Source organism: Streptococcus sp. CCH8-H5 (assembly GCF_001556505.1).
In the GTDB taxonomy this organism is placed as follows: domain Bacteria; phylum Bacillota; class Bacilli; order Lactobacillales; family Streptococcaceae; genus Streptococcus.
Genome location: NZ_LSIZ01000032.1, coordinates 157,521 through 179,583, shown reverse-complemented (window position 1 = coordinate 179,583; position 22,063 = coordinate 157,521). Strand labels below are relative to the sequence as shown.

Annotated in this window: 22 protein-coding genes; 2 read left to right on the top strand and 20 right to left on the bottom strand. The window is 42.0% G+C overall.

Annotated features, from left to right (window positions below; translation table 11 throughout):
* Positions 1-6: 6 nt before the first annotated feature.
* The 19 genes from AX663_RS02520 to AX663_RS02430 form a co-directional block, all read right to left on the bottom strand.
* The gene (locus AX663_RS02520; RefSeq protein WP_002884332.1) at positions 7-861 is read right to left on the bottom strand and encodes a cysteine ABC transporter substrate-binding protein; all 855 of its coding nucleotides are present in this window, start codon (positions 859-861) and stop codon (positions 7-9) included.
* 42 nt (positions 862-903) lie between these two features.
* A complete protein-coding gene (locus AX663_RS02515; RefSeq protein ID WP_002884697.1) occupies positions 904-1,662 on the bottom strand; it encodes an amino acid ABC transporter ATP-binding protein in 759 nt (252 codons plus the stop codon).
* A gap of 1 nt (position 1,663) precedes the next feature.
* Entirely contained in the window at positions 1,664-2,341 is a 678-nt protein-coding gene (locus AX663_RS02510; protein WP_022496121.1) for an amino acid ABC transporter permease, read from the bottom strand.
* Complete coding sequence (locus tag AX663_RS02505; protein WP_002884251.1) at positions 2,301-2,981, bottom strand: amino acid ABC transporter permease; 681 nt, start codon at positions 2,979-2,981, stop codon at positions 2,301-2,303. Before AX663_RS02505 ends, AX663_RS02510 begins: the two co-directional genes overlap by 41 nt.
* 327 nt (positions 2,982-3,308) lie before the next feature.
* A complete protein-coding gene (locus tag AX663_RS02500; protein ID WP_060972597.1) occupies positions 3,309-4,355 on the bottom strand; it encodes a D-alanine--D-alanine ligase in 1,047 nt (348 codons plus the stop codon).
* Positions 4,356-4,493: 138 nt separating this feature from the next.
* A complete protein-coding gene (gene copZ / locus AX663_RS02495) occupies positions 4,494-4,697 on the bottom strand; it encodes a copper chaperone CopZ (protein WP_002891592.1) in 204 nt (67 codons plus the stop codon).
* Positions 4,698-4,771: 74 nt separating this feature from the next.
* The gene (locus tag AX663_RS02490; RefSeq protein ID WP_060972596.1) at positions 4,772-7,000 is read right to left on the bottom strand and encodes a heavy metal translocating P-type ATPase; all 2,229 of its coding nucleotides are present in this window, start codon (positions 6,998-7,000) and stop codon (positions 4,772-4,774) included.
* Between the two features lie 2 nt (positions 7,001-7,002).
* Entirely contained in the window at positions 7,003-7,434 is a 432-nt protein-coding gene (locus AX663_RS02485) for a CopY/TcrY family copper transport repressor (protein WP_060972595.1), read from the bottom strand.
* 729 nt (positions 7,435-8,163) lie between these two features.
* Positions 8,164-8,946, bottom strand: a complete 783-nt coding sequence (trpA, locus tag AX663_RS02480) for a tryptophan synthase subunit alpha (RefSeq protein WP_060972594.1) — start codon at positions 8,944-8,946, stop codon at positions 8,164-8,166.
* 3 nt (positions 8,947-8,949) lie between these two features.
* Positions 8,950-10,158 (bottom strand): tryptophan synthase subunit beta, encoded by a 1,209-nt coding sequence (gene trpB, locus AX663_RS02475; RefSeq protein ID WP_060972593.1) that lies wholly within the window; start codon positions 10,156-10,158, stop codon positions 8,950-8,952.
* Positions 10,155-10,736: a phosphoribosylanthranilate isomerase gene (locus tag AX663_RS02470; RefSeq protein WP_060972592.1), complete on the bottom strand. Its 582-nt coding sequence runs from the start codon at positions 10,734-10,736 to the stop codon at positions 10,155-10,157. The genes trpB and AX663_RS02470 overlap by 4 nt, the downstream gene beginning before the upstream one ends.
* Positions 10,723-11,490 carry an indole-3-glycerol phosphate synthase TrpC gene (trpC, locus tag AX663_RS02465; RefSeq protein ID WP_060972591.1) on the bottom strand — a complete coding sequence of 256 codons (768 nt, stop codon included), beginning with the start codon at positions 11,488-11,490 and terminating at the stop codon, positions 10,723-10,725. The genes AX663_RS02470 and trpC overlap by 14 nt, the downstream gene beginning before the upstream one ends.
* Positions 11,487-12,491: an anthranilate phosphoribosyltransferase gene (trpD, locus tag AX663_RS02460; protein WP_060972590.1), complete on the bottom strand. Its 1,005-nt coding sequence runs from the start codon at positions 12,489-12,491 to the stop codon at positions 11,487-11,489. Before trpD ends, trpC begins: the two co-directional genes overlap by 4 nt.
* An 89-nt stretch (positions 12,492-12,580) precedes the next feature.
* Entirely contained in the window at positions 12,581-13,147 is a 567-nt protein-coding gene (locus tag AX663_RS02455; protein ID WP_002884711.1) for an aminodeoxychorismate/anthranilate synthase component II, read from the bottom strand.
* On the bottom strand, positions 13,144-14,499 hold the full coding sequence (gene trpE / locus AX663_RS02450; RefSeq protein ID WP_060972589.1) for an anthranilate synthase component I: 1,356 nt from the start codon (positions 14,497-14,499) through the stop codon (positions 13,144-13,146). The genes AX663_RS02455 and trpE overlap by 4 nt, the downstream gene beginning before the upstream one ends.
* 79 nt (positions 14,500-14,578) lie before the next feature.
* Positions 14,579-14,857 carry a chorismate mutase gene (locus AX663_RS02445; protein WP_004183228.1) on the bottom strand — a complete coding sequence of 93 codons (279 nt, stop codon included), beginning with the start codon at positions 14,855-14,857 and terminating at the stop codon, positions 14,579-14,581.
* A gap of 576 nt (positions 14,858-15,433) precedes the next feature.
* Positions 15,434-15,784, bottom strand: coding sequence for a PBECR3 domain-containing polyvalent protein (locus tag AX663_RS02440; protein WP_014634923.1), 351 nt, complete (start codon positions 15,782-15,784; stop codon positions 15,434-15,436).
* A 93-nt stretch (positions 15,785-15,877) separates the two neighbouring features.
* A complete protein-coding gene (locus AX663_RS02435) occupies positions 15,878-18,226 on the bottom strand; it encodes an HAD-IC family P-type ATPase (protein WP_060972588.1) in 2,349 nt (782 codons plus the stop codon).
* A gap of 163 nt (positions 18,227-18,389) precedes the next feature.
* On the bottom strand, positions 18,390-18,896 hold the full coding sequence (locus tag AX663_RS02430; protein ID WP_060972680.1) for a hypothetical protein: 507 nt from the start codon (positions 18,894-18,896) through the stop codon (positions 18,390-18,392).
* A gap of 311 nt (positions 18,897-19,207) precedes the next feature.
* On the opposite strand from AX663_RS02430, the gene AX663_RS02425 reads away from it, so the two are divergent.
* Entirely contained in the window at positions 19,208-19,507 is a 300-nt protein-coding gene (locus AX663_RS02425; protein ID WP_021143723.1) for a YbaB/EbfC family nucleoid-associated protein, read from the top strand.
* A 118-nt stretch (positions 19,508-19,625) separates the two neighbouring features.
* On the opposite strand, the gene AX663_RS02420 is transcribed toward AX663_RS02425, so the two are convergent.
* On the bottom strand, positions 19,626-20,243 hold the full coding sequence (locus AX663_RS02420; protein WP_049546044.1) for a hypothetical protein: 618 nt from the start codon (positions 20,241-20,243) through the stop codon (positions 19,626-19,628).
* Positions 20,244-21,347: 1,104 nt separating this feature from the next.
* Between AX663_RS02420 and AX663_RS02415 the strand changes: the two genes are divergently transcribed.
* On the top strand, positions 21,348-22,049 hold the full coding sequence (locus tag AX663_RS02415; protein WP_060972587.1) for an ABC transporter ATP-binding protein: 702 nt from the start codon (positions 21,348-21,350) through the stop codon (positions 22,047-22,049).
* Positions 22,050-22,063 lie beyond the last annotated feature (14 nt).

Sequence of the window (22,063 nt, the reverse complement as noted above, 5' to 3'; positions counted from 1 at the left end):
TCAGTCTTATTTCACTTCGCCACCTTCAACCACGAGGTCATCAGCTTTAGCTGCATCACCGTAAGTTGGACGAAGTGTTTTTTCATAATCTTTGTGGAAGAAATTCTCTTTACCAAGTTTCTTAATGTCTTTATTGATAAAGTCAAGGAGTTCTTTGTTACCTTTTTGAACGGCTGGGGCAATGGTATCTGGGTTACCAAGTGATGTGATTCCTACTTCATAACCTTTATTTTCTAGAGCCCAAGCAAGAACTTCTGTATTATCAGTTGAGAAGGCATCGCCACGACCATCAAGGAGGGCTTGGTAAGCATCGCTATATTGGTCATACTTTTGCAATTTGATATTTGGGTAGTTCTTTTCAAAGTAAGTTTCAGCAGTTGTTCCCTTAGTAACAATCAAAGTCTTACCTTCAAGCTCTTTAACGTCCTTAATGACCTTGTCTTTAGGTGACACCACACCGATTGAGACTTTCATGTAAGGAAGGGCAAAGTCCACTTGTTTCTTACGTTCATCAGTTACTGTAAAGTTGGCAAGGGTAATATCTACCTTGTTTGAAATCAAGAATTCTGCACGGTTGGCCGCATCTACTGAGACGTATTTAGGTTTAACACCCAAATCTTTGGCCAAACGGTTCCCAAGTTCAATATCGTAACCTTGGTAAGCACCCTTGTTATCTACATAACCGAAAGGTTTCTTGTCCGCAAAGACGGCGATACGGAGTTCACCACTCTTCTTAATTTCTTCGATGGTACGTGCTTTGGCTGTTGATTTACCAGAGCTACTGTTACTTGAGCAAGCAGTCACTGCCACCAAGGCAAAGACGAGGGCTAATAGGGCAAAAATTTTCTTTGTTAATTTCATAAATATCTCCTAAAATATTATATTTTCACTAAAAACAATGGGTTACAAATAGGCACCAAACTGACTGAAATCAAAGACATTGAGGAACTCTTGAGCTCGCTGTGTCTTTGGATGATTGAAGAATTCTTCAGCAGTACCTTCCTCAGCGATGACTCCCTTATCCATAAAGATAATACGGTCAGCGATGGCACGCGCAAACTGAAGCTCATGGGTCACAATCAACATGGTCCGTCCTTCTTGAGCGAGGTCATTGATCAATTCCAGAACCTCACGAACCATCTCAGGGTCAAGCGACGCCGTCACCTCGTCAAAGAGGATAACTTCAGGATGCATGAGCAGGGAACGGACAATGGCCACACGCTGCTTTTGACCACCTGACAGTTGTCGTGCGAAGCTATGCTTCTTGTCCAGAAGTCCCACACGGTCCAAAAGTTTCTCAGCCTCCGCAATGACTTCTTCCTTATTACGCCCCTGAGCTTTGACCGGCCCCAAAATCAGATTTTGCAGGATGTCCAAATGTGGAAAGAGGTCATAACTTTGAAAGACCATTCCGATTTTCTGACGAATCAGATGAAAATCCTTCTTACTGCCAGTGATAGACTTGCCATCCAGGAGAATATCGCCTCCTTGAATGGTCTCCAAGCCATTGATGCAACGTAGCAAGGTCGATTTCCCACAACCTGAGGAACCCAAGATAACAACGACTTCACCTTGTTTAATATCCAAGGAGATGCCTTTGAGAATCTCATTGTCCCCAAAGGACTTTTTCAAATCCTTGATTTGTAAAATGCTTTCTGTCATCTTAATTCCTCCAACGATTTTCAAGATAAGTAGACAGCTTAGATACTGGGTAACAAATGGCAAAATAAAGAATCAAAATCGTGCCATAAATCCAGAAAGAAGCTGTTGGAATAGTCAGACGGTTACTGTCGATAATCTGCTGACCAACCTTGGTCACCTCAACCACGCCAATCAAAACCACCAAGGACGTAGTCTTAATCATCCGTGTCACCAGGTTAATAGCCTGAGGCAACAAGCGACGCAAGACTTGTGGAATAATCACATAGGTATAAAGTTGCCCATTGGTCAAGCCAAGGGCCCTTCCGCTCTCAAACTGGTGTCTAGGTAGCGACGTGATTGACCCACGCACCAAATCACCCATCTCAGCCGTTCCCCAAAGGGTAAAGACGATAATAGCCGATAGCTCGCCTGAGATATTGATGTTAAAGTTCCTAGCCAGACCAAAATAAACAATAAAGAGCAAGACCAACTGGGGCATGATACGAATAAATTCCAGATAAATACGTGACAAGAAACGAATAATCTTAGACTTCGAAGTCATGACAATCCCAAAAAGTGTTCCTAGTAAAAGGGACAGAAGAACCGAGACGATGGAAATTCCAATAGTTACGCCTAAACCTTGTAAGATACGTAGGAAATTATTCCCCTGAAGAAGAACCTGAAAGCCCGAATCCTGCATAGCGTAACCTCCTTTCAATCCAACTAAAGACTAGAGAAATCGGCAGCAACATCAAGAGATAAGCCACCACCAACATGCCTAGAGCCACATCCGTTTCGTAGTAAAGACCAATCAAATCCTTGGCCACATACATCAGATCCGCCAAGGCTACCGCTGAGAATACTGACGTTTCCTTGATAAGGAAGATGACGTTAGCACTAAATGACGGAAGCGCCACAGCCACTGCCTGAGGAAGGACCACATAGCGAAAGACTTGGAATGGCGTCAAACCAATAGACAACCCCACTTCATGCTGGGTCTGACTAACAGCCTCTAGGCCACTTCGGAAGGACTCCGCCATATAGGAACCACCCAAGAAAATCAAACCTACCACAGCACAAGCCTCTGACGATAGAACCAAACCTATACGAGGCAAGCCAAAGTAGAGAAAGAAAAGCTGAATCAAGAGCGGCGTATTACGAGATAACTCAATATAAGCCGTCGAAAGCTGACTCAAAATCGGCACTCGGTAATGACGAATAACACTCACCACCAAGCCCAAAAGGAAGGAACCAAGAATCCCCAGAACGGCAATATGTAAAGTTAAAAAGAATGCCTTCTGATAAAAGGGCAAATACTGTTGAACAATGGACCAGTCCAAAACTTACCTCCTCATTTAAGATACAAAAGGCGTGTAAAATTTCGTCAACACTTGCTGACTGCCATCTACTTCTAGCCCTTTGACCTTCACTCGCCTCTAATAATCATCGCGATACGCAAATCTTCATCAAACACGAACGAGTTGCTTTATTTCATTTGAAACGTTAGATTTATTCTACCACCTGTTAGATTATTTGGATAATATGTATTTTTTATCGAGGTGATAAAGAAAAGATATAAATAAAATCTGGATTTCTGTAAAGAAAAAAACACCTCAGTCTCAGAGATTTCTCCAAGACTAAGATGTTTGTGTTCTAAATCATATTTCTTAAATCAAATGGCTTTCACGTTTATCAAACATTTCTTGTCCCAAGTCTACCAATTCCTTGATAAGGTCTGAGTAAGAAAGTCCCATATTTTCCCAAAGAAGTGGGTACATTGACCATTGGGTGAAACCTGGCATGGTGTTGAGCTCGTTAAGGTAGATGGCTCCATCCTCTGTCAGGAAGAAATCACAGCGGGCAAGACCACAACCACCGAGAGCACGGAAGGCCTTAGCCGCATAGGCACGCATTTGTGTCATGACTTCTGCAGGCACGTGAGCTGGGATGTCCATGGTAATCTTATTGTCAATGTACTTGGCTTGGTAGTCATAGAAAGCCACATCTTTGACTACTTCACCTGGATCAGTCGTTTTGACATTTGTATTGCCAAGGATACCAACCTCGATTTCTCGGGCAACCACACCTTGCTCAATCAAGATACGACTATCATATTTGAGAGCCAAATCAATCGCTGCACGAAGCTCTGCTTCATTTTCAGCTTTAGAAATCCCAACAGATGACCCCATGTTAGCAGGTTTGACAAACACTGGGAAGGTCAATTTTTCAAGCGTTTCAGCTACTGCTACTTCCAAATCTTCACCCTCGATGAAGACTGTGTAGGCAACCTGAGGCACACCAGCAACTTCAAGAATATGCTTGGTCATAATCTTGTCCATAGCCACACTTGAAGAAAGAACATTAGTACCCACATATGGCAATTTGAGGGTTTCGAGGAAACCTTGGATAGAACCATCCTCACCCATAGGACCATGAAGAACTGGGAATACCACAGCGCCTTCTTCATAAATATCGCTTGGTTTGATAGCCTGACTAGCCACAACTGTGTCATTAGTCATGAGCTTCTCGTCATCACCTGGTATTTCTGTAAATTCTTGTGTTTTAATAAAATCACCAGACTGAGTGATAAAGTAGGTTTTAACCTCAAATGCGCTGTAATCCACCGCACGCATAACACTCTCAGCTGAGAGCACAGACACTTCACGTTCTGCTGAACGTCCACCGTAGAGAAGGATAAGGGTTTGTTTAGACATAGGTATACCGTTTTCTTTTCTTGATTTTCTAGTCTCAATTTTGAGAACATAATTACTTTAATCATATCACAAAAGGAAGGGATTTTCAAAAAGATTATGGGCAGAAAAAAACAGCCTAAGAGCTGTTATTTTCCTGTCTTAAATTTCGTCACCAAGCTCGAACTTAGTGCCTTTGAGGGCACGTTTGAGAGACCACTTCCATGGTTTCCCTTCAATAGTGACTTGTTTGTTTTCGAGGTCAACTTGAACCTTGTCTACGCCTTTGACAGCAGAGAGTTTTTCGGTAACGGTGTTAACACAGCCTTGGCATTTCATTCCTGTAATGTTATATGTTTTTGTCATTTTTCTTTCTTCCTTTTCTTTAAATTGTTTTTTGATACACGTCTTAATTGATAGAGGGCATAAGCAATCGACACTTAGACTTTGCGACGTTTGAGGCGCAGAGCATTGAGGACGACTGAGACAGAGCTAAAGCTCATAGCCAGTCCTGCTATCATTGGGTCAAGAAGCGGGCCACCAAAGAGGTGGAGGACACCCATGGCCACTGGGATAGACAGGATATTGTAGATAAAGGCCCAGAAGAGGTTCTCTTTAATCGTTGTGATAGTTGCTTGACTAATTTTCAGAGCCTTAACGACATCCATGAGGTTTGGTTTCATAAGGACCATATCGGCACTTTCCATGGCAATATCTGTCCCTGAACCCATGGCAATACCGATATCAGCAGTCGCAAGGGCTGGGGCATCATTGATACCATCACCAACCATGATGACTGATTTTCCTTCTGCCTGAAGGTCGCTAATCACCCTAGATTTCTCTTGCGGAAGCACTTGACTGATAACACGCTTGATACCAACCTTTTGAGCGATGGCTTGGGCTGTTTGGTCATTATCACCAGTCAACATGATGACTTCCTTGCCCATTTGATGAAGAGCTGCCACCATATCAGCACTATCTGCTTTAACCTGATCAGCTACACCAAAAAGTCCGATTAACTTACTATCTTCAGCTAGGAAAATTGGTGTCTGACCATCAGCTGTCAAGCTTTGGAAATCAGCTTGTGCTGAAGTCAAGTCGACTTTTTCATCAGCCATAAGGGTTTGATTCCCAGCTAGATAAGTTTTTCCTGCATAGCTTGCAGTTAGTCCTCGTCCAGTCAAACTTGAGAAATTGTCCATCTCCAACAAGTCCAAGTTAGCATTTTCTGCTGCCACAAGGATGGCTTGACCCAAAGGGTGTTCGGACTTGGCTTCCAAGGATGCCAAAAGTTGCAAGGCTGCTCCGCTATTGCCATAAGAATAGCTAGAAACGAGCTGAGGTTTACCCTGAGTAATGGTTCCTGTCTTGTCAAAAACGAGGACATCAGCCTTATGAGCTAACTCGAGCACATCTCCACGCTTGTAGAGAATACCGTGTTCAGCACCAAGTCCTGTACCAACCATGATGGCTGTCGGTGTCGCAAGTCCCAATGCACATGGACAAGCAATAACCAAGACGCTGACTGCTACAGTCATAGCGAAGGTAAAGGTTTGTCCCATGATAAAGTACCAGAAGAGACCTGAAACAAGGGCGATAGCCATGACAACGGGAACAAAGACCGCTGACACCTGATCGGCAATCTTGGCAATAGGAGCCTTGGTTTGTTGGGCATCCTCAACCAATTTGATGATTTGGGAAAGCAAGGTGTCCTTACCAATCTTTTCCGCCTCATAAATCAGACTACCTTGACCATTAATAGAACCTGCAAATACTGGTTTACCAGCAGATTTTTCAATAGGAAGTGACTCACCTGTAAGCATACTCTCATCAATAGCAGAGCTACCAGAAATTACCTGACCATCCACGGCTATCTTTTCCCCAGGTTTGACCAAAATATGGTCACCAAGAACAACCTTATCCACAGGAAGCTTGACTTCCTTACCTTCACGAAGGACAGTTGCTTCCTTGGCTGACAAGTGCATAAGTTTCTTAATAGCTTCTGAAGTTCGACCCTTAGAGAGGGTTTCAAAATACTTACCTAGAGTAATCAGGGTCAAGATAACGGCCACTGACTCGAAATAAAGTTGGTGGACGTGATGGGCATGCCCCAAAGAAATGTGGTAAGTACCATAGAGACTATAAAGAAAGGCTGCCGATGTTGCCAAGGCTACCAAGGCATCCATATTAGGGTGACCCTTGGCCAAGGTACGAAAACCATTACTATAGAAGGAACGGCCCAGCCACATGACGGGCACTGTCAAAACTAGCAAAACCAAGGCATAAGTCAAGGCTGCATGATGAGGAGACAAGAAGTTTGGCACAGGTAGACCGACCATTGGACCCATAGCTAGATAAAAGAGGGGAACGGTGAAGATTGATGACCAAACGAGACGCTCACGCACCTTGTGAATCTTGTCTTCTTCACGTTCTTCCTGACTTTTAGCTGTCTCTGGATTGTAGACTTCAGCCTCATAACCAGCGTCAGCCACAGCTTTTTCAATAGCTTCTGGACTAACCTTATCCCCAGCATAATCCACAGACATTTTTTCGGTGGTTAGGTTGACCACAGCCTTGTCCACACCATCCAACTTATTAACAGCATTTTCAACATTGGCTACACAGGATGCACAGGTCATCCCATTAACCACAAAGGTTTCTTTTGCCATTCCTATATCACCTCCATATGATGCCCACAAGCACATTGGCCAGGCACACAGTCACAAACCACCTGATCCACAAGTTCTTTTGCTGCAAGCAAGGCCTGTAACTTATCCACATCGGCTTGGGTCATCGGCGTCTTTGCCATGAGTTGACCCAACAAATCGCTATGTTTGGTCAAACAAATCTTGTCAAAAACAGCTTCTAAAGCCTGAAAATTCGCCTCATCTTCCCCCAAGCTAGCTTGATAGATAAACCCTCGTCCTTGACGCTGACTGGTTAGATAACCCTTGTCCGCCAAACGTCCAATCAAGGTCTTTACTGTCGAAGCCGACCAGTCTAGCTTCTTAGATAGAATTGCTATAATCTCTGAAGAAGTCGCTTGCCCCTTAGCCCAGAGCACTCGCATGACTTCCCATTCCGCAGATGAAATTGTCAGCATGATAGTTCCTTTCTGAATGTTATTATTTGTTTACGTTTGTAGATTTATTTTAACACTATCGCAAAAGTGTGTCAAGAGTTTTTTGTCTACATTTGTAGATTTATTTTAAAAAAACAAACACCTCCTAAGAGGTGCCTCACTTTACTAAGATAAAATTGAGTTGACAAGGCTACGGCCAAAATCCCTGCCTTCAACATACAAAAATTTAAACATGCCAGGGTAAATAAAAGCCAAACAAATAATCATAAAGAGTATTGCTAGAGCTTTCTTGTGTGATAGAAAGAATGAAAAAATATAATCAATCATGTTCAGTGATGCCCTCTCTTCCTTTCTTTTTAGTTATAAAATCATTCTATAGCTTCCAAAAAGAAAAAAATAGTGACATAGATGTCACTAAACAGGCTTATTCATTCCATACGAGATTTAACCCTCAGCTTAAGCCCTTGTAGAGATATAAGACACCAACCACAAGGAAAATCAGTGCATAGTGATTCTCTCCACGATAGAAAAATAGTAAGGCTCCTATTAAGAAACAGACTCCTAGTATTACCCTTAATGATACTTTCATTTGTCTACCTCCTTTCTATAAGTGGGATGAAAATAAAAACCAGAGATAAATTTAATTGCCACTATTCACCCATAGTATAATACTGGAAACTAAGAAAATCAAATCATCCCCAAGAATGTTTTTGATAAAAAACACTCCCCATTTCTGGAGAGCATCATCTTCTATTTTTCAAAATGTGAACCGAATGTAACAAATTCTGCGACTTCTTTTTCCTTACCGTCGTGAAGGTCACGGACAATTTTTGATCCTACGATAACACCGTCTGATACAGCGTTAAAGCGTTTGATGTCGTCCTCTGTTGACACACCAAAACCTGTGAGAACTGGAATGTCTGCATGGGCAGTCAAGTTAGCCAAGTGTTTGTCAAGGTCATCACGGTAATTACCAGTCTTACCTGTGACACCATTGATGGCAACGGCGTAGATAAAGCCTTCTGCACCATCAATCAACTGTTTCTGACGGTCAATACCTGTAGTCAAGCTCACCAAAGGCACGAGAGCAATATCACTATCTTTCAAATAAGGGGTAATAAAGTCAGCGTGTTCGTCTGGCAAATCAGGAATAATGAGCCCCTTGACAGATGTCTCTGCAAGATCCTTAACAAAGGCTTCAATACCATATTGATAAACTGGATTGATGTAGGTCATGATAACCAAAGGCACCTGTGTTTTTTGTTCTTGGAGCTTCTTGATGATAGCTGTTAAAGTCACATCTTTAGCCAAACTACGTTGTCCTGCTAGTTCAATAACGGGACCATCGGCCACAGGGTCTGACCATGGAATACCCACCTCAATAGCTGAGACACCACTATTTTCCAAGAGAGCTATGGTCTCAAAGAGTCCGTCTAGACCTTTAGCATGGTCACCCGCCATGATGTAAGGTACGAAAATACCGCGTTTACTGTCTTTGATAGCTTGTAGGTGTTTTGTTAGTGTTTTTGTCATGGTTTATTTCCCTTCTGCTTCAGCTTCGAAACGTTCTTTAACCTGCATAACGTCCTTGTCCCCACGACCTGAGAGGCAGACGATAAGGCTTTGGTCTGGCGACATCTTAGCTGCCACTTTTTGCGCAAGTGCAATGGCATGGCTAGACTCAAGAGCTGGGATAATACCTTCTAAACGTGACAGAAGTTTGAAGCCTTCAAGAGCTTCTTCGTCTGTGATAGAGTCGTAAGTTGCACGTCCAATTTCGTTGAAATAACAGTGCTCAGGACCAACCCCTGGGTAATCCAGACCAGCTGAGATAGAGAAGGCTTCCATGATTTGACCGTGAGCATCTTGGAGAACATCCATAAGCGCTCCATGAAGGATACCTGGACGGCCTTTGGCAAAGGTTGCGGCATGTTTTTCAGTATCAAGCCCCAAACCAGAAGCTTCAGCACCATACATAGCTACTGATTTATTATTAACAAATGGGTAGAACATACCGATAGCATTTGAACCACCACCGATACAAGCCATTACAGCATCAGGCAATTTACCGCCAGAAATCTCTGCATATTGGCGTTTGGCTTCACGACCAATGACAGATTGGAAGTCACGAACAATTTCTGGGAATGGTGCAGGACCAAGGGCAGATCCCATGATGTAGTGCGTATCCTCGATACCTGCAACCCAAGCACGAAGGGCTGCATTTACAGCATCCTTAAGCACGCGCGAACCATCTGTCACGCTAAATACCTTGGCACCAAGCAATTCCATACGGAAAACGTTAAGCGCCTGACGTTTAACATCTTCTTCACCCATATAGATCGTACAGTCCATATCAAAAAGGGCTGCGGCTGTCGCTGTTGCAACACCGTGTTGACCTGCACCCGTTTCAGCGATGATTTTCTTCTTGCCCATACGTTTGGCAAGCAAAACTTGACCAAGGGCATTATTAATCTTGTGGGCACCTGTGTGGTTAAGGTCCTCACGTTTAAGATAAATTTGCGCTCCACCAATATGATCGGTCAAACGTTTGGCGTGGTAAAGAGGTGTTTCACGTCCCACATAGTTTTTGAGAAGGTCATCCAATTCCGCTTGGAAACTTGGATCTTCCTTGGCTTCACGATAGGCCTTGTCCAATTCAATAACGGCTGTCATCAGCGTTTCTGGAACGAACTGACCACCGAATTTTCCGTAAAATCCTTTTGCATCAGGTTGTTGATATGTCATGCTTTCACTCTTTCTATAAATGCTTTAATCTTGTCTAAATCTTTGTGACCATCTGTTTCGACACCTGAGGACACATCTAAGGCATAGGGCTGGAAAGTTTCCTTGGCCTCTGCCACATTGTCCACAGTCAAGCCACCAGCGATGAAATAGTACTGCTCAATCTGCTTGTCAGCCAAAAGCTGCCAGTCAAAGGTCTGGCCACTACCAGCAATGGGAGCATCAAAGAGAAGATAATCCGCCTGGCTCTTGACTTGAGAATCGCTATCCGAAATCTGAATAGCTCGAATAACTGGTACTGAAATCTTTGGAATCAGGTCTTCATCAAAAGCTCCATGAATCTGAACGATATCTAAGGGAACCTGACCAATTGCTTCTTCCAGTTCTTCAAGACTTGGTGAGACAAAGACACCGACGATTTTTGTCTGGCCTGTCACCCCTTTAGCTAGCTCGTGAGCTTGTTCAAGACTCACTTGACGCGTGCTCTTGGCGAACACAAAGCCAATGTAGTCAGCACCAGCTTCAACTGCAGTTGCTACCGCTTCTGGTGTCGATAGTCCACAAATTTTAACCTTTGTCAATTTGCAACTCCTTGACCTTTTCAGCCACATTTTCAGCTGTCATAAGGGCAGTTCCTACTAGAATCCCATTAAAATATGGGGCAACTAAGGCAGCATCCTGACCTGTAAAAATAGCCGACTCAGAAATATAAACAGGCTTGTCCTTGAAATGCGTTGATAACTCAAGACTGGTGTTGATATCTGTCTCAAAAGTGACCAAATTACGGTTGTTAACGCCGATAATCTCAGCACCAATACGATGAGCAACTTCCAATTCTGGCAGATTATGCGTTTCAACCAAGACTTCCAAGCCAAGGCTTGTCGCAAAATCGTAGAGCTCCTTGAGGCGAGCCTCTGGCAAGGCCGCTATAATCAAGAGAATGACTGTCGCACCCGAATTACGACTACGCACAATCTGTTTCTCATCAATAATGAAGTCCTTAGCCAAGGTTGGAATAGCCACCTGTGACGAAATTTCTTTCAAATAGGAAATATCCCCCTTGAAGAAAACCTCATCCGTCAAAACAGAAATCATGGCTGCCCCATTTTCTTCATAGGTCTTGGCCTGAGCCACAATATCCACATCTAGGTTAATATCACCCATGCTTGGACTGGCTTTTTTCACTTCAGAAATAATTTGAAGCTTGTTTTGATTTGACTTGAGAAAATCATAAAGACGATAGGTCTGACGTAAGGGCTGCAAGTCTTCCATGACCAACTGGGCCACTTCTTTTTCTTTTTGTTCTAAGATTGTTGGGAGAAAGGCTTTACTCATACTTGTACCTCTTGGAGTTGGCGAAGTTTTTCTAGGGCTGAGCCATCCGCAATCAATTGACGAGCAAGCTCAACACCTTCCTTAATAGTCTCAACCTTACCATTGGCAAAGAAGCCGAGACCTGCATTAAGCACTGTTGTTTCAAGATAAGGACTAGCTTCATTTTTCAAGACACTAAGGAGAATCTCTGCATTTTCCTTGGCATCGCCACCTGTGATGTCAGACAACTCAACCTTTTCCATACCCAAATCTTCATAAGTGAAAGTGTGTTGGCTGATGTGACCATCTTCCAAAAGGGTGTAGGTGTTAGTGCCATAGAGGGCAGCTTCGTCCATATTGTCAGGACCTGTGATAATAACCGCACGTTTACGTCCCAACTGTTGAATAGCATTAGCAACAATTTCTTGTAATTCCACACGATAGAGCCCCATGAGTTGCGTCTCAAGGTCAAGCGGATTAGCCAGTGGCCCAACCAAGTTCATAATCGTTGGAATCCCAAGAGCTTGGCGGGCTGGACCGATAAAACGCATAGCTGGATGCATGGTTTGAGCAAAGATAAAGGCCAAACCAACCTCGTCAAGTGCTTTAGATAGGGTTTCTGGTGATGCCGCAACGTTGATTCCAAGGGCTTCAAGCACGTCAGCTGAACCAGATTTAGAGGAAATCGAACGGTTACCAGCCTTGGCCATACGAATACCGCCTGCTGCTAGAACAAAGCAAACAGTAGTCGAAATGTTGAAGCTATAAGACTGGTCCCCACCAGTTCCACAGTTACACATAGCATCTGTGAAAGTCTCAGGCAAGACAGTCGCATGTGATTTGAGGGCACGCACAATACCTGTGATTTCGTCTGCTGTTTCCCCCTTAGTCTTAAGCCCCATAAGGAAGGCAGCAATTTGGCTTTCTGAGACTTCATTTTTGAGAATGCGCTCAAAGACTGCTTGGACTTGATCTTGAGACAAGTCTTGGCGGTTTGAGATTTGTAGGAATATTTCTTTCATATCTGTTTTCCTTTTAAAAACTGTTCAATGTTTTCTGATGCACGCGAGAGATTTTGAGCGTAGACAAATCTAGTCCAAAGACTGTCCAACTAGCCTGCAACGATTTTTACGAAATTTTCAACCATCTTAAGCCCATCTGGACTTCCGATGCTTTCTGGGTGGTATTGTAAACCGTAAATAGGTAGCTCCTTATGTTGAATGGCCATGATTTCTTGATCATCAGTTGTGATAGCTGTCACATCAAAGCCCTCTGGCATTTGGTCAACAACGATGGAATGGTAACGCATGATTGGGACATCATTGTCGATATCCTTGAAAATAGGCGATGGCGTTTCAAAAGTGATGTTACTTTGTTTTCCATGCATGACATTTTTAGCCAAGCCAAGTTTACCACCAAAAGTTTCCGCAATAGCCTGATGCCCCAAGCAAATTCCCATCATCGGTTTTTTACCAGCGAAATCCTTAATCAAGGCTTCCATTTTACCCGCATCAGCTGGCCAACCTGGACCCGGTGAAAAGACTAGCCCGTCAGCTTTTTCCGCCTCTTCATAGAGGTTCTCATCATCGTTACGCAAGACCTTTACCTCTGTAAATGTCCCTAGGTATTGTGCCAAATTATAGGTAAAAGAGTCATAGTTATCAACTAATAAAATCATTGGGCATCTCCTATTCTTGTCATAGCTTTCGCCTTGTTAATCGTTTCGTAAAATTCATTTTCAGGAACACTATCATAAACAACACCTGCACCTGCTTGAACATAGGCTTTTTGATTTTTGAGAATCATGGTACGGATGGCAATGGCAAAGTCCATATCTCCTGTCGCAGATAGATAACCAATAGCTCCCGCATAAATACCACGTTTTTCCTGCTCAAGCTCATAGATACGACGCATGGCACGAATCTTAGGTGCTCCTGATACGGTTCCAGCTGGTAGGGTTGATTTTAGCGCATCTAGTGCTGTCAATCCCGGCAAGAGTTGTCCCTTAACCACACTGGTAAGATGCATCACATAGCGGAAATACTCAACCTCCATATACTTGGTCACCTTGACCGTACCATTCTTGGCAATCTTACCAATATCATTACGTCCCAAGTCAACCAACATACGGTGTTCCGCAGTTTCTTTGACATCATGTGAGAGTTCATCTGCCAAAGCAGCGTCTTCCGCCTCATTAGTACCACGAGGGCGAGTTCCAGCAATCGGATTGGTTACCACCTCTCCATTTTTCACTGAAACCAAACTCTCTGGGCTGGCACCAATCACCTGATAATCTCCAAAATCGTAGAAATAAAGATAGTTTGATGGGTTGGTCACACGCAAGTTACGGTAATAATCCAAAGGATCTCCCTCAAAGTCCGCCGAAAAGCGTTGGCTAAGCACACATTGGAACATATCTCCCTCACGAATAAGTTTCTTGGCCTTAGCCACCATATCCATGAAGACTTCTTTTTCGATATGATTTGAAAATTGCAAGGCTTGCAAGGCCTGAGGTGTAAACTCGTTTGGCGCCTGAGTCTGGAGATTGGTTACCACCTGACCAAGAGCTTGACGCACCGCATCGTTGTCACGACCAGAGTAGATATTGTCTTCAACCACATATACCTTTTCCTTCTTGTGGTCAAAAATCAAATAAGACTCATAGATGAAGAAATGCATATCAGGTGTTCCAATCGTATCTTCTGGAATCTCACCGATATTTTCATAGAGACCAATCATGTCATAGCCTGCAAACCCGATAGCACCACCTGCGAAAGGTAGGTCAGACTTGATGCCCTTGACTGTTACTTGGTCCAAGTATTCGAAAGGATCTTGATCAATCGCCTTACCATTTTCATAAAGAACACCATCCTTGAAGGTCACTTCAAAGACCGGATTGTAGGCAACAATAGAAAAACGTGCATTTTCCTTCTCACGAGGAATAGATTCAAGGATAACCTTGTGTTCCCCTTGAACACGCATATAAGCCAAGATTGGTGTTAAGGTATCGGCTGGTAAAATTTTTCTCATAATATTTCCTTTCAAACTGGTTTATCGAGAGTAATAAGACTGATGCAAGGCTCCTTTTATAGGATGTATTGGCACCATATTATTCTTTGTTCACTTTCTCTTCCAAAGCAATAAATGCTTTAATCATGCTTCTCCAAACACTTTCAGCCACATCTGGAGATAAGCCAAGCTCTAGTGCCTCCTTACGACGGTTTGCTATCACTTGGGCAACACGATCACTAGCCTGGACAGCAACCTTGTCTCCCTTGGGCTTAAGTCGTCCTGCCTTTTCCACAAGTATTTGACGTTGGGCCAGTAGTCGAAGCAACTGTCTATCAATATTATCAATATCAATTCGAATATCGCTTAATGCATCCATAAATACCCAACCTTTCATTGAATAATGAAATAACACTTCTTTAAATATAAAAGTAAACAAAAAACCTCACAGAGAAAAACTCTGTGAGGGCATTAAATCTAGTTTAACACGGTACCACCTCAGTTAATGGTCTCAAAAAAACGACCATCATCTCTATCTCCTCTAACAAGGAGTTGCACGGTAAGGGGTGCCAACCGAGAAGAATATGTGTTACCTTCTCATTATCATCCAATCAGCCCAATGTTCGCTCATCTCGATTACCTACTCACAATCACCGCAGGCTCCCTGAAAATCTAAGACCAGTTACTTTCTGATTTACTAACTATTGTACTCCTTTTTAGAGGGATGTCAAGAATTTTCTGTTAATTTTGACAATTCCTCCCTTATAAGATTCGTCTATACCTAATTCAGAGAGTGAGGTAGTCTTATCACCACACTTTACAAAATAAAAAAGCCCCAAAAGGGACTTCTTGGTTTGATAAACAACGGCAGGGTGACAGTCCTGCATCTCTTTCAGACCCGAAGGTGCGGCGGCTGCCTCTTCCGCCCTCGTTGTTACTTCTTACTTATATTATATCACATTTTCTTAGCTCTACCAGCATTTAGATAATTTTTCAGCTTAGAATCTTTAATCACAAACATGGTACGGACATTAAGTTTATCACATAATCTGACCGCTACCAGAACATTACCATCAATACGTTTTATATATTCCAAGGACTGGCCATTAGGATGGCGACCGATATAGTCCGGATGAGCAATAATCTCTGGAATACGTTCATAGGTAGCATCAAAATCACTGAATTCCTGGCGATGTTTTTCCATATGCTTCTTACGTTGTGCAGACAGCGTGATTTCTTCACCAGGCTTGTAGTCCAAATCAAAAGCTTTAATGACTTTTGGCGTCAAGTGCCCTACTGTTTTCATGCCTCTATTGTACCATACCTCATACACATCAAGGCCTTTCCTACTGTTGAGGTATCAAAAAACTCAAGCCTGTTACCAAGCTCGAGTTTTGACTTATGCTTTTTGGAAAGCACCTTGTTTGTAGCTAATCCAGAAGAAAAGCGGTGTACAGATAGCCATTGCTACCAGATAGATTGGTAAGGTGTAGCTATTAAGTGTCGAAATTTCAATTACATCTCGAAGATAATAAGAGCTGATTAGGAAACCAAAGACTGAGTAAATAATCAAGGCCACACGTCCTTTATTCAAGGGGATACAAGCACGAATAACGGCAAGGACACCCGTTGATCCCATCATATAGTAAGACAGCGTCAGCATGTCCGTATTGCTCATGCCAAGATAGACCTGAGATAGATGGAAAATAAGAACACTGATAACCAGCATTAAGGCATTAGGAATAGATAACTGGAGCGAACGTCTGAGGAAATGTTTCTCAACAGGTCGAATATTACGTTCGAAGGTCAAAATAAATGGTGGAAGACCCTCGATAAATTGCCCCGCCAAAGTCATCTGAACCTGAATGAATGGGAAGACCAAGAGGTACTCTGCCTTTCCAAAAACAATACTGGCAATACAGATAAGTCCCAAAAGGAAGGAATAGACCGTTTTGATGAGGAAAATAGGTGCAATGTGGGCAATATTATTAACCACACGACGTCCCTCAAATAGAATTTCAGGAATATCCTTAAACTCAGAATCCATAAGCACCAAGTTGGCAATCTGACGTGTAGCGGGATCCCCTTCAGCCATAACAATCGAACAGTCCGCTTCACGTAGTGCCAAGATATCGTTGACACCGTCACCAGTCATAGCTGTGGTATGCCCATTGGCATTAAGCGTTTGGATTAACAACTTCTTCTGATGTGGAGATACGCGGCCAAAGATTGCCGTATCTTCAGCCAAAGCCTCCAACTCCTCATCACTGACCTTAGAACAGTCAATATAGCTTTGATAATTCGCAAAACCAGCCTGGTGGGCAATATGAGAAACCGTCACAGGATTGTCACCAGAAATAATCTTCAGCGTCACATCTTCTGAACGTAGGTATTCTAAAGTTTCTGCAGCATCCTCACGAATAGGATCGGCAATTTCAAGTAAAGTCAAGGCTTCAACGTCATTCGGCAAACTCATGGTCTCTGTATCAACCGCTGACTGACTCCATGCCAAAATCAAAACACGAGAACCACGAGCCTGAGCCTGATCGACTGCTTTTGGATTTTCCTTAAGAAGCATCTCAGGTGCTCCCAAAAAGAGAGTTCCTACCCCGTCAATGCTCATAGCACCCCATTTACGATCACTTGAAAATGGAATAATATCCCCTACCTGATAGTGATGCTCCAGACCTTCATAGGCATTCCGAATCGCCTGAGCCGTTGCATTGTTATCCTTGCTATGCTGCATGTAAGCCGCAAGCAAGCGCTCCAACTCCTCTTTAGTGAAACGTTCTGACAGTAGTTTCAGACCCTTAACGGTCATCTTTCCTTGTGTAATCGTCCCTGTCTTATCTAAACAAAGCACATCGACACGCGCCAAGGTTTCGACAGAGTACATCTCCTGCACCAGGATATGCTTCATTCCAAGCTTAATAACGGCCGTTAAAAGAGAGGTGATTGTCAAAAGGGCGATCCCCTTAGGCAATATTCCCAGAAGGGCTGTCGAACTGGTAACTACCGACTCTTGAAGAGAGAGTTGTTTAATCAAGTAAGCCTCGAAAAAGAGAGCGAGCCCAAACGGTATCACAATCTTGCCCGTAAACTTGGCAATCTTGTCCATGTTATAGAGGATACGTGACACGATTGGCTTATGCGTCTTGGCCTCTAGCATGAGCTTATTGGCGTAATTGTCCTCGGCTACGTTAATAACCATAGCATAAACCTGACCACTCACAAGATAAGACCCCGAGAGCAACTCCTTACCATCCTTCTTGAGAATAAGGTCACTCTCACCTGTCAGCATAGCCTCATTGAGCTCAGCCATCCCATCAACAACCACGGCATCACTAGGCACCTGCTCACCCGCAGACAAGAGCATGATATCATCCAAGACAATATCCTGAGGATTAATAGAAGTAACCTCGCCATCACGCACCACACGGATCTGATCCTTATTCATGAGATTGAGCTTATCAATCATGCGACGGGCACGCAACTCTGTCATCATCCCCGTAAAGGCATTAAGCACAATGATTCCGAAGAAAAAAAGATTCGACCAAGCCTGAACAGCAATCAAGGCCACAAAAATAGCAAAATTGAGCATATTAAAGGAGTTAAAGACATTACGTCTAAAAATCTCCCAGTTGCTGGAGCCAGTTTTTGCTTTAAAATGATTTGTTTTACCGGCATCTATCCGCCGCTTGACCTCCACCTGCGTCAAGCCTTGTAACTGTTTTTTCATAACTTTCATAGTAGCATAAAAATGAGGTGTTTTCAAAGGTTAGCCGTCATGGATAGCCAGGAAATAGACCTATTATATCGAACCACTCTCCCAACTATTTCACTCAACCTAAACTACTTTCAAATAGCAAAGGCAAGAGTTCCTACAAAACACTTCTATGCTATCTTATTCTCTAATTAAACCTACTTTGATAAATTAAATTAAACAACCACTGAAGATTGATAAAGGGTTTTGTTTGAACCTTCATAATTGGGGAAAAATCTTCCCTAATCTCTCGTTTAATTTGTGATTCATTAACTTTAGTTCTTTTTGCTTCTTCTGAAAAATAACTGACGTCCTCAAATCTAAACGTACTGTCAAAACCGATAGTCATATTATCTTTATCATATAAAAAACTTCCTAAGCTTTTTGTTAAATAAGATTTGCTTTTAGTATTTATAATAGCATTTGTTCCATCATCGTCGTATCGAATACCATCAATCTCCGGCGTATAAATCCATCCCATATTCTCTACCAACATAACTAGATCTGGCTCCGTCCCCACCTTATGAGGGATATGCTGAGCATAATAAACAGAGTGGTATTTTAAATTAAAAAAAGTAAATAGGCTCATTCCTAAGACTGTATACAGCCCTATAATTAGTCCTACAAAGAGCCCTAAAATATTTCTTTTTTGCATTGTCATCTTCTCTTTCCTTTTCTACAACCAAACAATCTCTTGATCGGATTAACAACAAACCATTGTACACTATTTTTAACAAGTCTCATAATTTAAGGATTGGTAGCTTTGTAACTGATCTAACATTTTTATGAACAAGAAAAAATCAAGTCTTAACAAATTCCTCCAATACTTCTCCTCACTTTGTTAATCAAGCTAAACATGGTATAATAGTTAAGATTTTTATACTACTTATTTCTGGGCAGAAGTGGGCAGTAAAATTTAAGAAACAGGGGCTAAACCCTTGGTATGAAAGGAATCTAGAAAATATTATGATGAACATGCAAAACATGATGAAGCAAGCTCAAAAGCTTCAGAAACAAATGGAAAAAAGCCAAGCTGAGTTGGCTGCTACAACCTTCACTGGAAAATCAGCACAAGACTTGGTAGTTGCTGAATTAACTGGTGACAAAAAAGTAGTTAACATCACTTTCGCTGATGCTGTCGTAGATCCTGATGATGTGGAAACACTCCAAGATATGACTGTTCAAGCACTTAACAATGCTCTTGAACAAATTGACGAAGCGACTAAAAAATCAATGGGTGCCTTTGCAGGTAAATTGCCATTCTAAAAAACGAAAAGGAATCTCACGGTTCCTTTTTCTATATACTCATCTAGCAACTCAGTCATAACATACAAAAGACTTGGACAAGAAATCCAAGTCTTTTTGTGTTAGTCATATAAAAATTTTATTCTTCAACCAAAGCAAGACCTGACTGTGCGTCTTCTTCGTTTGCCAATTTATAGCGATTCTTTTGACCTAAGTAGATACTCGCTGAATCCAATGAACTTTCTAAAGTAGGGTAATTCACATCCTCATTCGCTGTTTGGGAAGGTACAGGTCCTGAGATTAATAGTTCATCATCATTCTTGACATAAATCTGATATTCTCCAACCTCGCTAGTTTGAGCTAAAATCTCATTCAACAAGTCTGGGTCAAGCGTTTGAGCTACTCCATCAACCACTTGATTAGAGTCTTGCTTATGCTCCGACGAATCCACTACCTCGGTGATAACGATGTAGTCAGGAGTTTCCTCATCTGTAGTCTTAGATTCTTCAGTTTCTGGCTGTTTTTGTCCAGGTGTTTCTTGCTTCTTCGTATTCTGAGCTTGCCCATCATGATTCTTCAAGTCCTCATCACTAACGGTTTGAACCTTAGTCATATTGGCATCTAAATCAAGTTTAGGAGTTTCTTTGACGTCAGCCGAGGCCCCACTGGTACCCATGAATAGAGCCAGAATCCCCAAAGTAGCAATCAAGCTGATTATTGCTTTGCCGATAAAACCATTATCTTTGTTCTTAATCATAAATCCCTCACTATTTATTTGGTTAGCTCTAACTGGCTAACAAGGCGTCCTATTTACTGCTGTAGGAGGTAAAAGGTTGGTTGAGCTGTTTGACCAACCCTTCACCCAGATAATAATCTTAGCATGCAACCCCCTTGATTTCAAGCGTTTCTTTAATTTTTAAGCATTTTAAACAAATGACAACTTCATGTCTTAAAATTGGTGCTAATCTATTATCAGATTAGCTTTTTTACGCTATGCAAATGGTAATTTCTTTAAGTAGTACTTAGGGAAATAATAGTTGTTTTTTAGACAGATTCTTCAGAAAGCACTTTTGCTGACTTATCTCCAAAAAAATTTTATCGGATAAGAAAATTTTGTCAAAACACTTTAAATGTAACTATAAAAAAGAATTCTTGAGACAGGAAGTCGAATTCTCAATATCCTAAAATAAGATTAGGAACTAGAATTCCTCTATTAGTCAAAAGAATGCCACAACAAAAGGATTGAAGGGTAACTTTATGGAACACCCCATAATAAATAACTAATCCTAAAGATGCACATCTCTCATTTAGATATATATTTTTAAGGTGTTTACAACTTCTTTAAAAATAACTAACACACAAAAAATCATTACGAAAAGCCCTCTATTTCCCCATAAATAACTTTCCCCATATAGAAAATGTATCCTCCAAATTCAAAAAAAATGTCCGTATTCTGGATACGTCATTGCTAGAAACTATGAAAAAACTCTTTATCTATCATCAACTTTGACGGAAAACTAGATTCCCTTTGGCACCCCTATGATGAAGTATTTACCGACCTAAACTCTCCGATAATTATGGAAATTGAAAAAAATAGTATATCCACTCCGTAAAAGACTAAAAATAACCTAACTTTATAACTATTTCACCAAATCTTCACCTTACTCAAAGCTCATTTGAAATAGTATTTTCTCATATGTAAGCGCTTCGTCCACATTTCTGTCACATGTAAGAAGAACTTCTCTACTTTTAAACCTTTTTTTCCCTCAAAACCTAGATATTCCAAGGAAAATCCGTTACAATAGAGTACGGAAAGATAGGTAATTATCAGCATCATTATTTTCGTATGAAAGGGAAATTCATGGCTTATATTCAAATGAAGCATAGCTATAAACGCTATAAAACCGGTGATCTGGAAATTATCGCAAACAACGACGTAAGCTTTGATATCGAAAAAGGGGAGCTTGTCGTTATTCTTGGTGCCTCTGGCGCTGGGAAATCAACCGTTCTTAACATCTTGGGTGGTATGGACACCAATGACGAAGGCCGCGTCATTATTGATGGTAAGCATATCTCTGAATACACAGCCAAAGAACTTACAACCTATCGTCGTGAGGACGTTGGCTTTGTGTTCCAATTTTACAACTTAGTTTCTAACCTTACGGCCAGGGAAAACGTCGAACTAGCATCTGAAATCGTTCCAAACGCTAAAGATGCTACTCAAACACTCGTCGAAGTCGGTTTGGGAGACCGCTTAGACAACTTCCCATCACAACTATCTGGTGGGGAGCAACAACGTGTCGCTATTGCACGCGCCGTTGCCAAAAATCCAAAGATTCTTCTTTGTGATGAACCAACAGGGGCTCTGGATTATCAAACAGGAAAACAAATCCTGACCCTCCTTCAAGAAATGGCTCGCAAACAGGGAACAACTGTTATTATCGTTACCCATAATGCTTCTCTAGCTCCAATTGCCGATCGTGTCATTCGAATGCACGATGCCAAGATTAAGAGTGTGGAACTTAATCCTAATCCACAAAAAATCGAGGACTTGGAATACTAGAAAGGAGCAACGTC

Bases quoted from the DNA above. Each gene is read 5' to 3' on its own strand.
- AX663_RS02520 (WP_002884332.1), bottom strand. From the start codon at position 861: ATGAAATTAACAAAGAAAATTTTTGCCCTATTAGCCCTCGTCTTTGCC.
- AX663_RS02515 (WP_002884697.1), bottom strand. From the start codon at position 1,662: ATGACAGAAAGCATTTTACAAATCAAGGATTTGAAAAAGTCCTTTGGG.
- AX663_RS02510 (WP_022496121.1), bottom strand. From the start codon at position 2,341: ATGCAGGATTCGGGCTTTCAGGTTCTTCTTCAGGGGAATAATTTCCTA.
- AX663_RS02500 (WP_060972597.1), bottom strand. From the start codon at position 4,355: ATGTCTAAACAAACCCTTATCCTTCTCTACGGTGGACGTTCAGCAGAA.
- copZ (WP_002891592.1), bottom strand. From the start codon at position 4,697: ATGACAAAAACATATAACATTACAGGAATGAAATGCCAAGGCTGTGTT.
- AX663_RS02490 (WP_060972596.1), bottom strand. From the start codon at position 7,000: ATGGCAAAAGAAACCTTTGTGGTTAATGGGATGACCTGTGCATCCTGT.
- AX663_RS02485 (WP_060972595.1), bottom strand. From the start codon at position 7,434: ATGCTGACAATTTCATCTGCGGAATGGGAAGTCATGCGAGTGCTCTGG.
- trpA (WP_060972594.1), bottom strand. From the start codon at position 8,946: ATGACAAAAACACTAACAAAACACCTACAAGCTATCAAAGACAGTAAA.
- trpB (WP_060972593.1), bottom strand. From the start codon at position 10,158: ATGACATATCAACAACCTGATGCAAAAGGATTTTACGGAAAATTCGGT.
- trpC (WP_060972591.1), bottom strand. From the start codon at position 11,490: ATGAGTAAAGCCTTTCTCCCAACAATCTTAGAACAAAAAGAAAAAGAA.
- trpD (WP_060972590.1), bottom strand. From the start codon at position 12,491: ATGAAAGAAATATTCCTACAAATCTCAAACCGCCAAGACTTGTCTCAA.
- AX663_RS02455 (WP_002884711.1), bottom strand. From the start codon at position 13,147: ATGATTTTATTAGTTGATAACTATGACTCTTTTACCTATAATTTGGCA.
- trpE (WP_060972589.1), bottom strand. From the start codon at position 14,499: ATGAGAAAAATTTTACCAGCCGATACCTTAACACCAATCTTGGCTTAT.
- AX663_RS02445 (WP_004183228.1), bottom strand. From the start codon at position 14,857: ATGGATGCATTAAGCGATATTCGAATTGATATTGATAATATTGATAGA.
- AX663_RS02440 (WP_014634923.1), bottom strand. From the start codon at position 15,784: ATGAAAACAGTAGGGCACTTGACGCCAAAAGTCATTAAAGCTTTTGAT.
- AX663_RS02435 (WP_060972588.1), bottom strand. From the start codon at position 18,226: ATGAAAGTTATGAAAAAACAGTTACAAGGCTTGACGCAGGTGGAGGTC.
- AX663_RS02430 (WP_060972680.1), bottom strand. From the start codon at position 18,896: ATGCAAAAAAGAAATATTTTAGGGCTCTTTGTAGGACTAATTATAGGG.
- AX663_RS02425 (WP_021143723.1), top strand. From the start codon at position 19,208: ATGATGAACATGCAAAACATGATGAAGCAAGCTCAAAAGCTTCAGAAA.
- AX663_RS02420 (WP_049546044.1), bottom strand. From the start codon at position 20,243: ATGATTAAGAACAAAGATAATGGTTTTATCGGCAAAGCAATAATCAGC.
- AX663_RS02415 (WP_060972587.1), top strand. From the start codon at position 21,348: ATGGCTTATATTCAAATGAAGCATAGCTATAAACGCTATAAAACCGGT.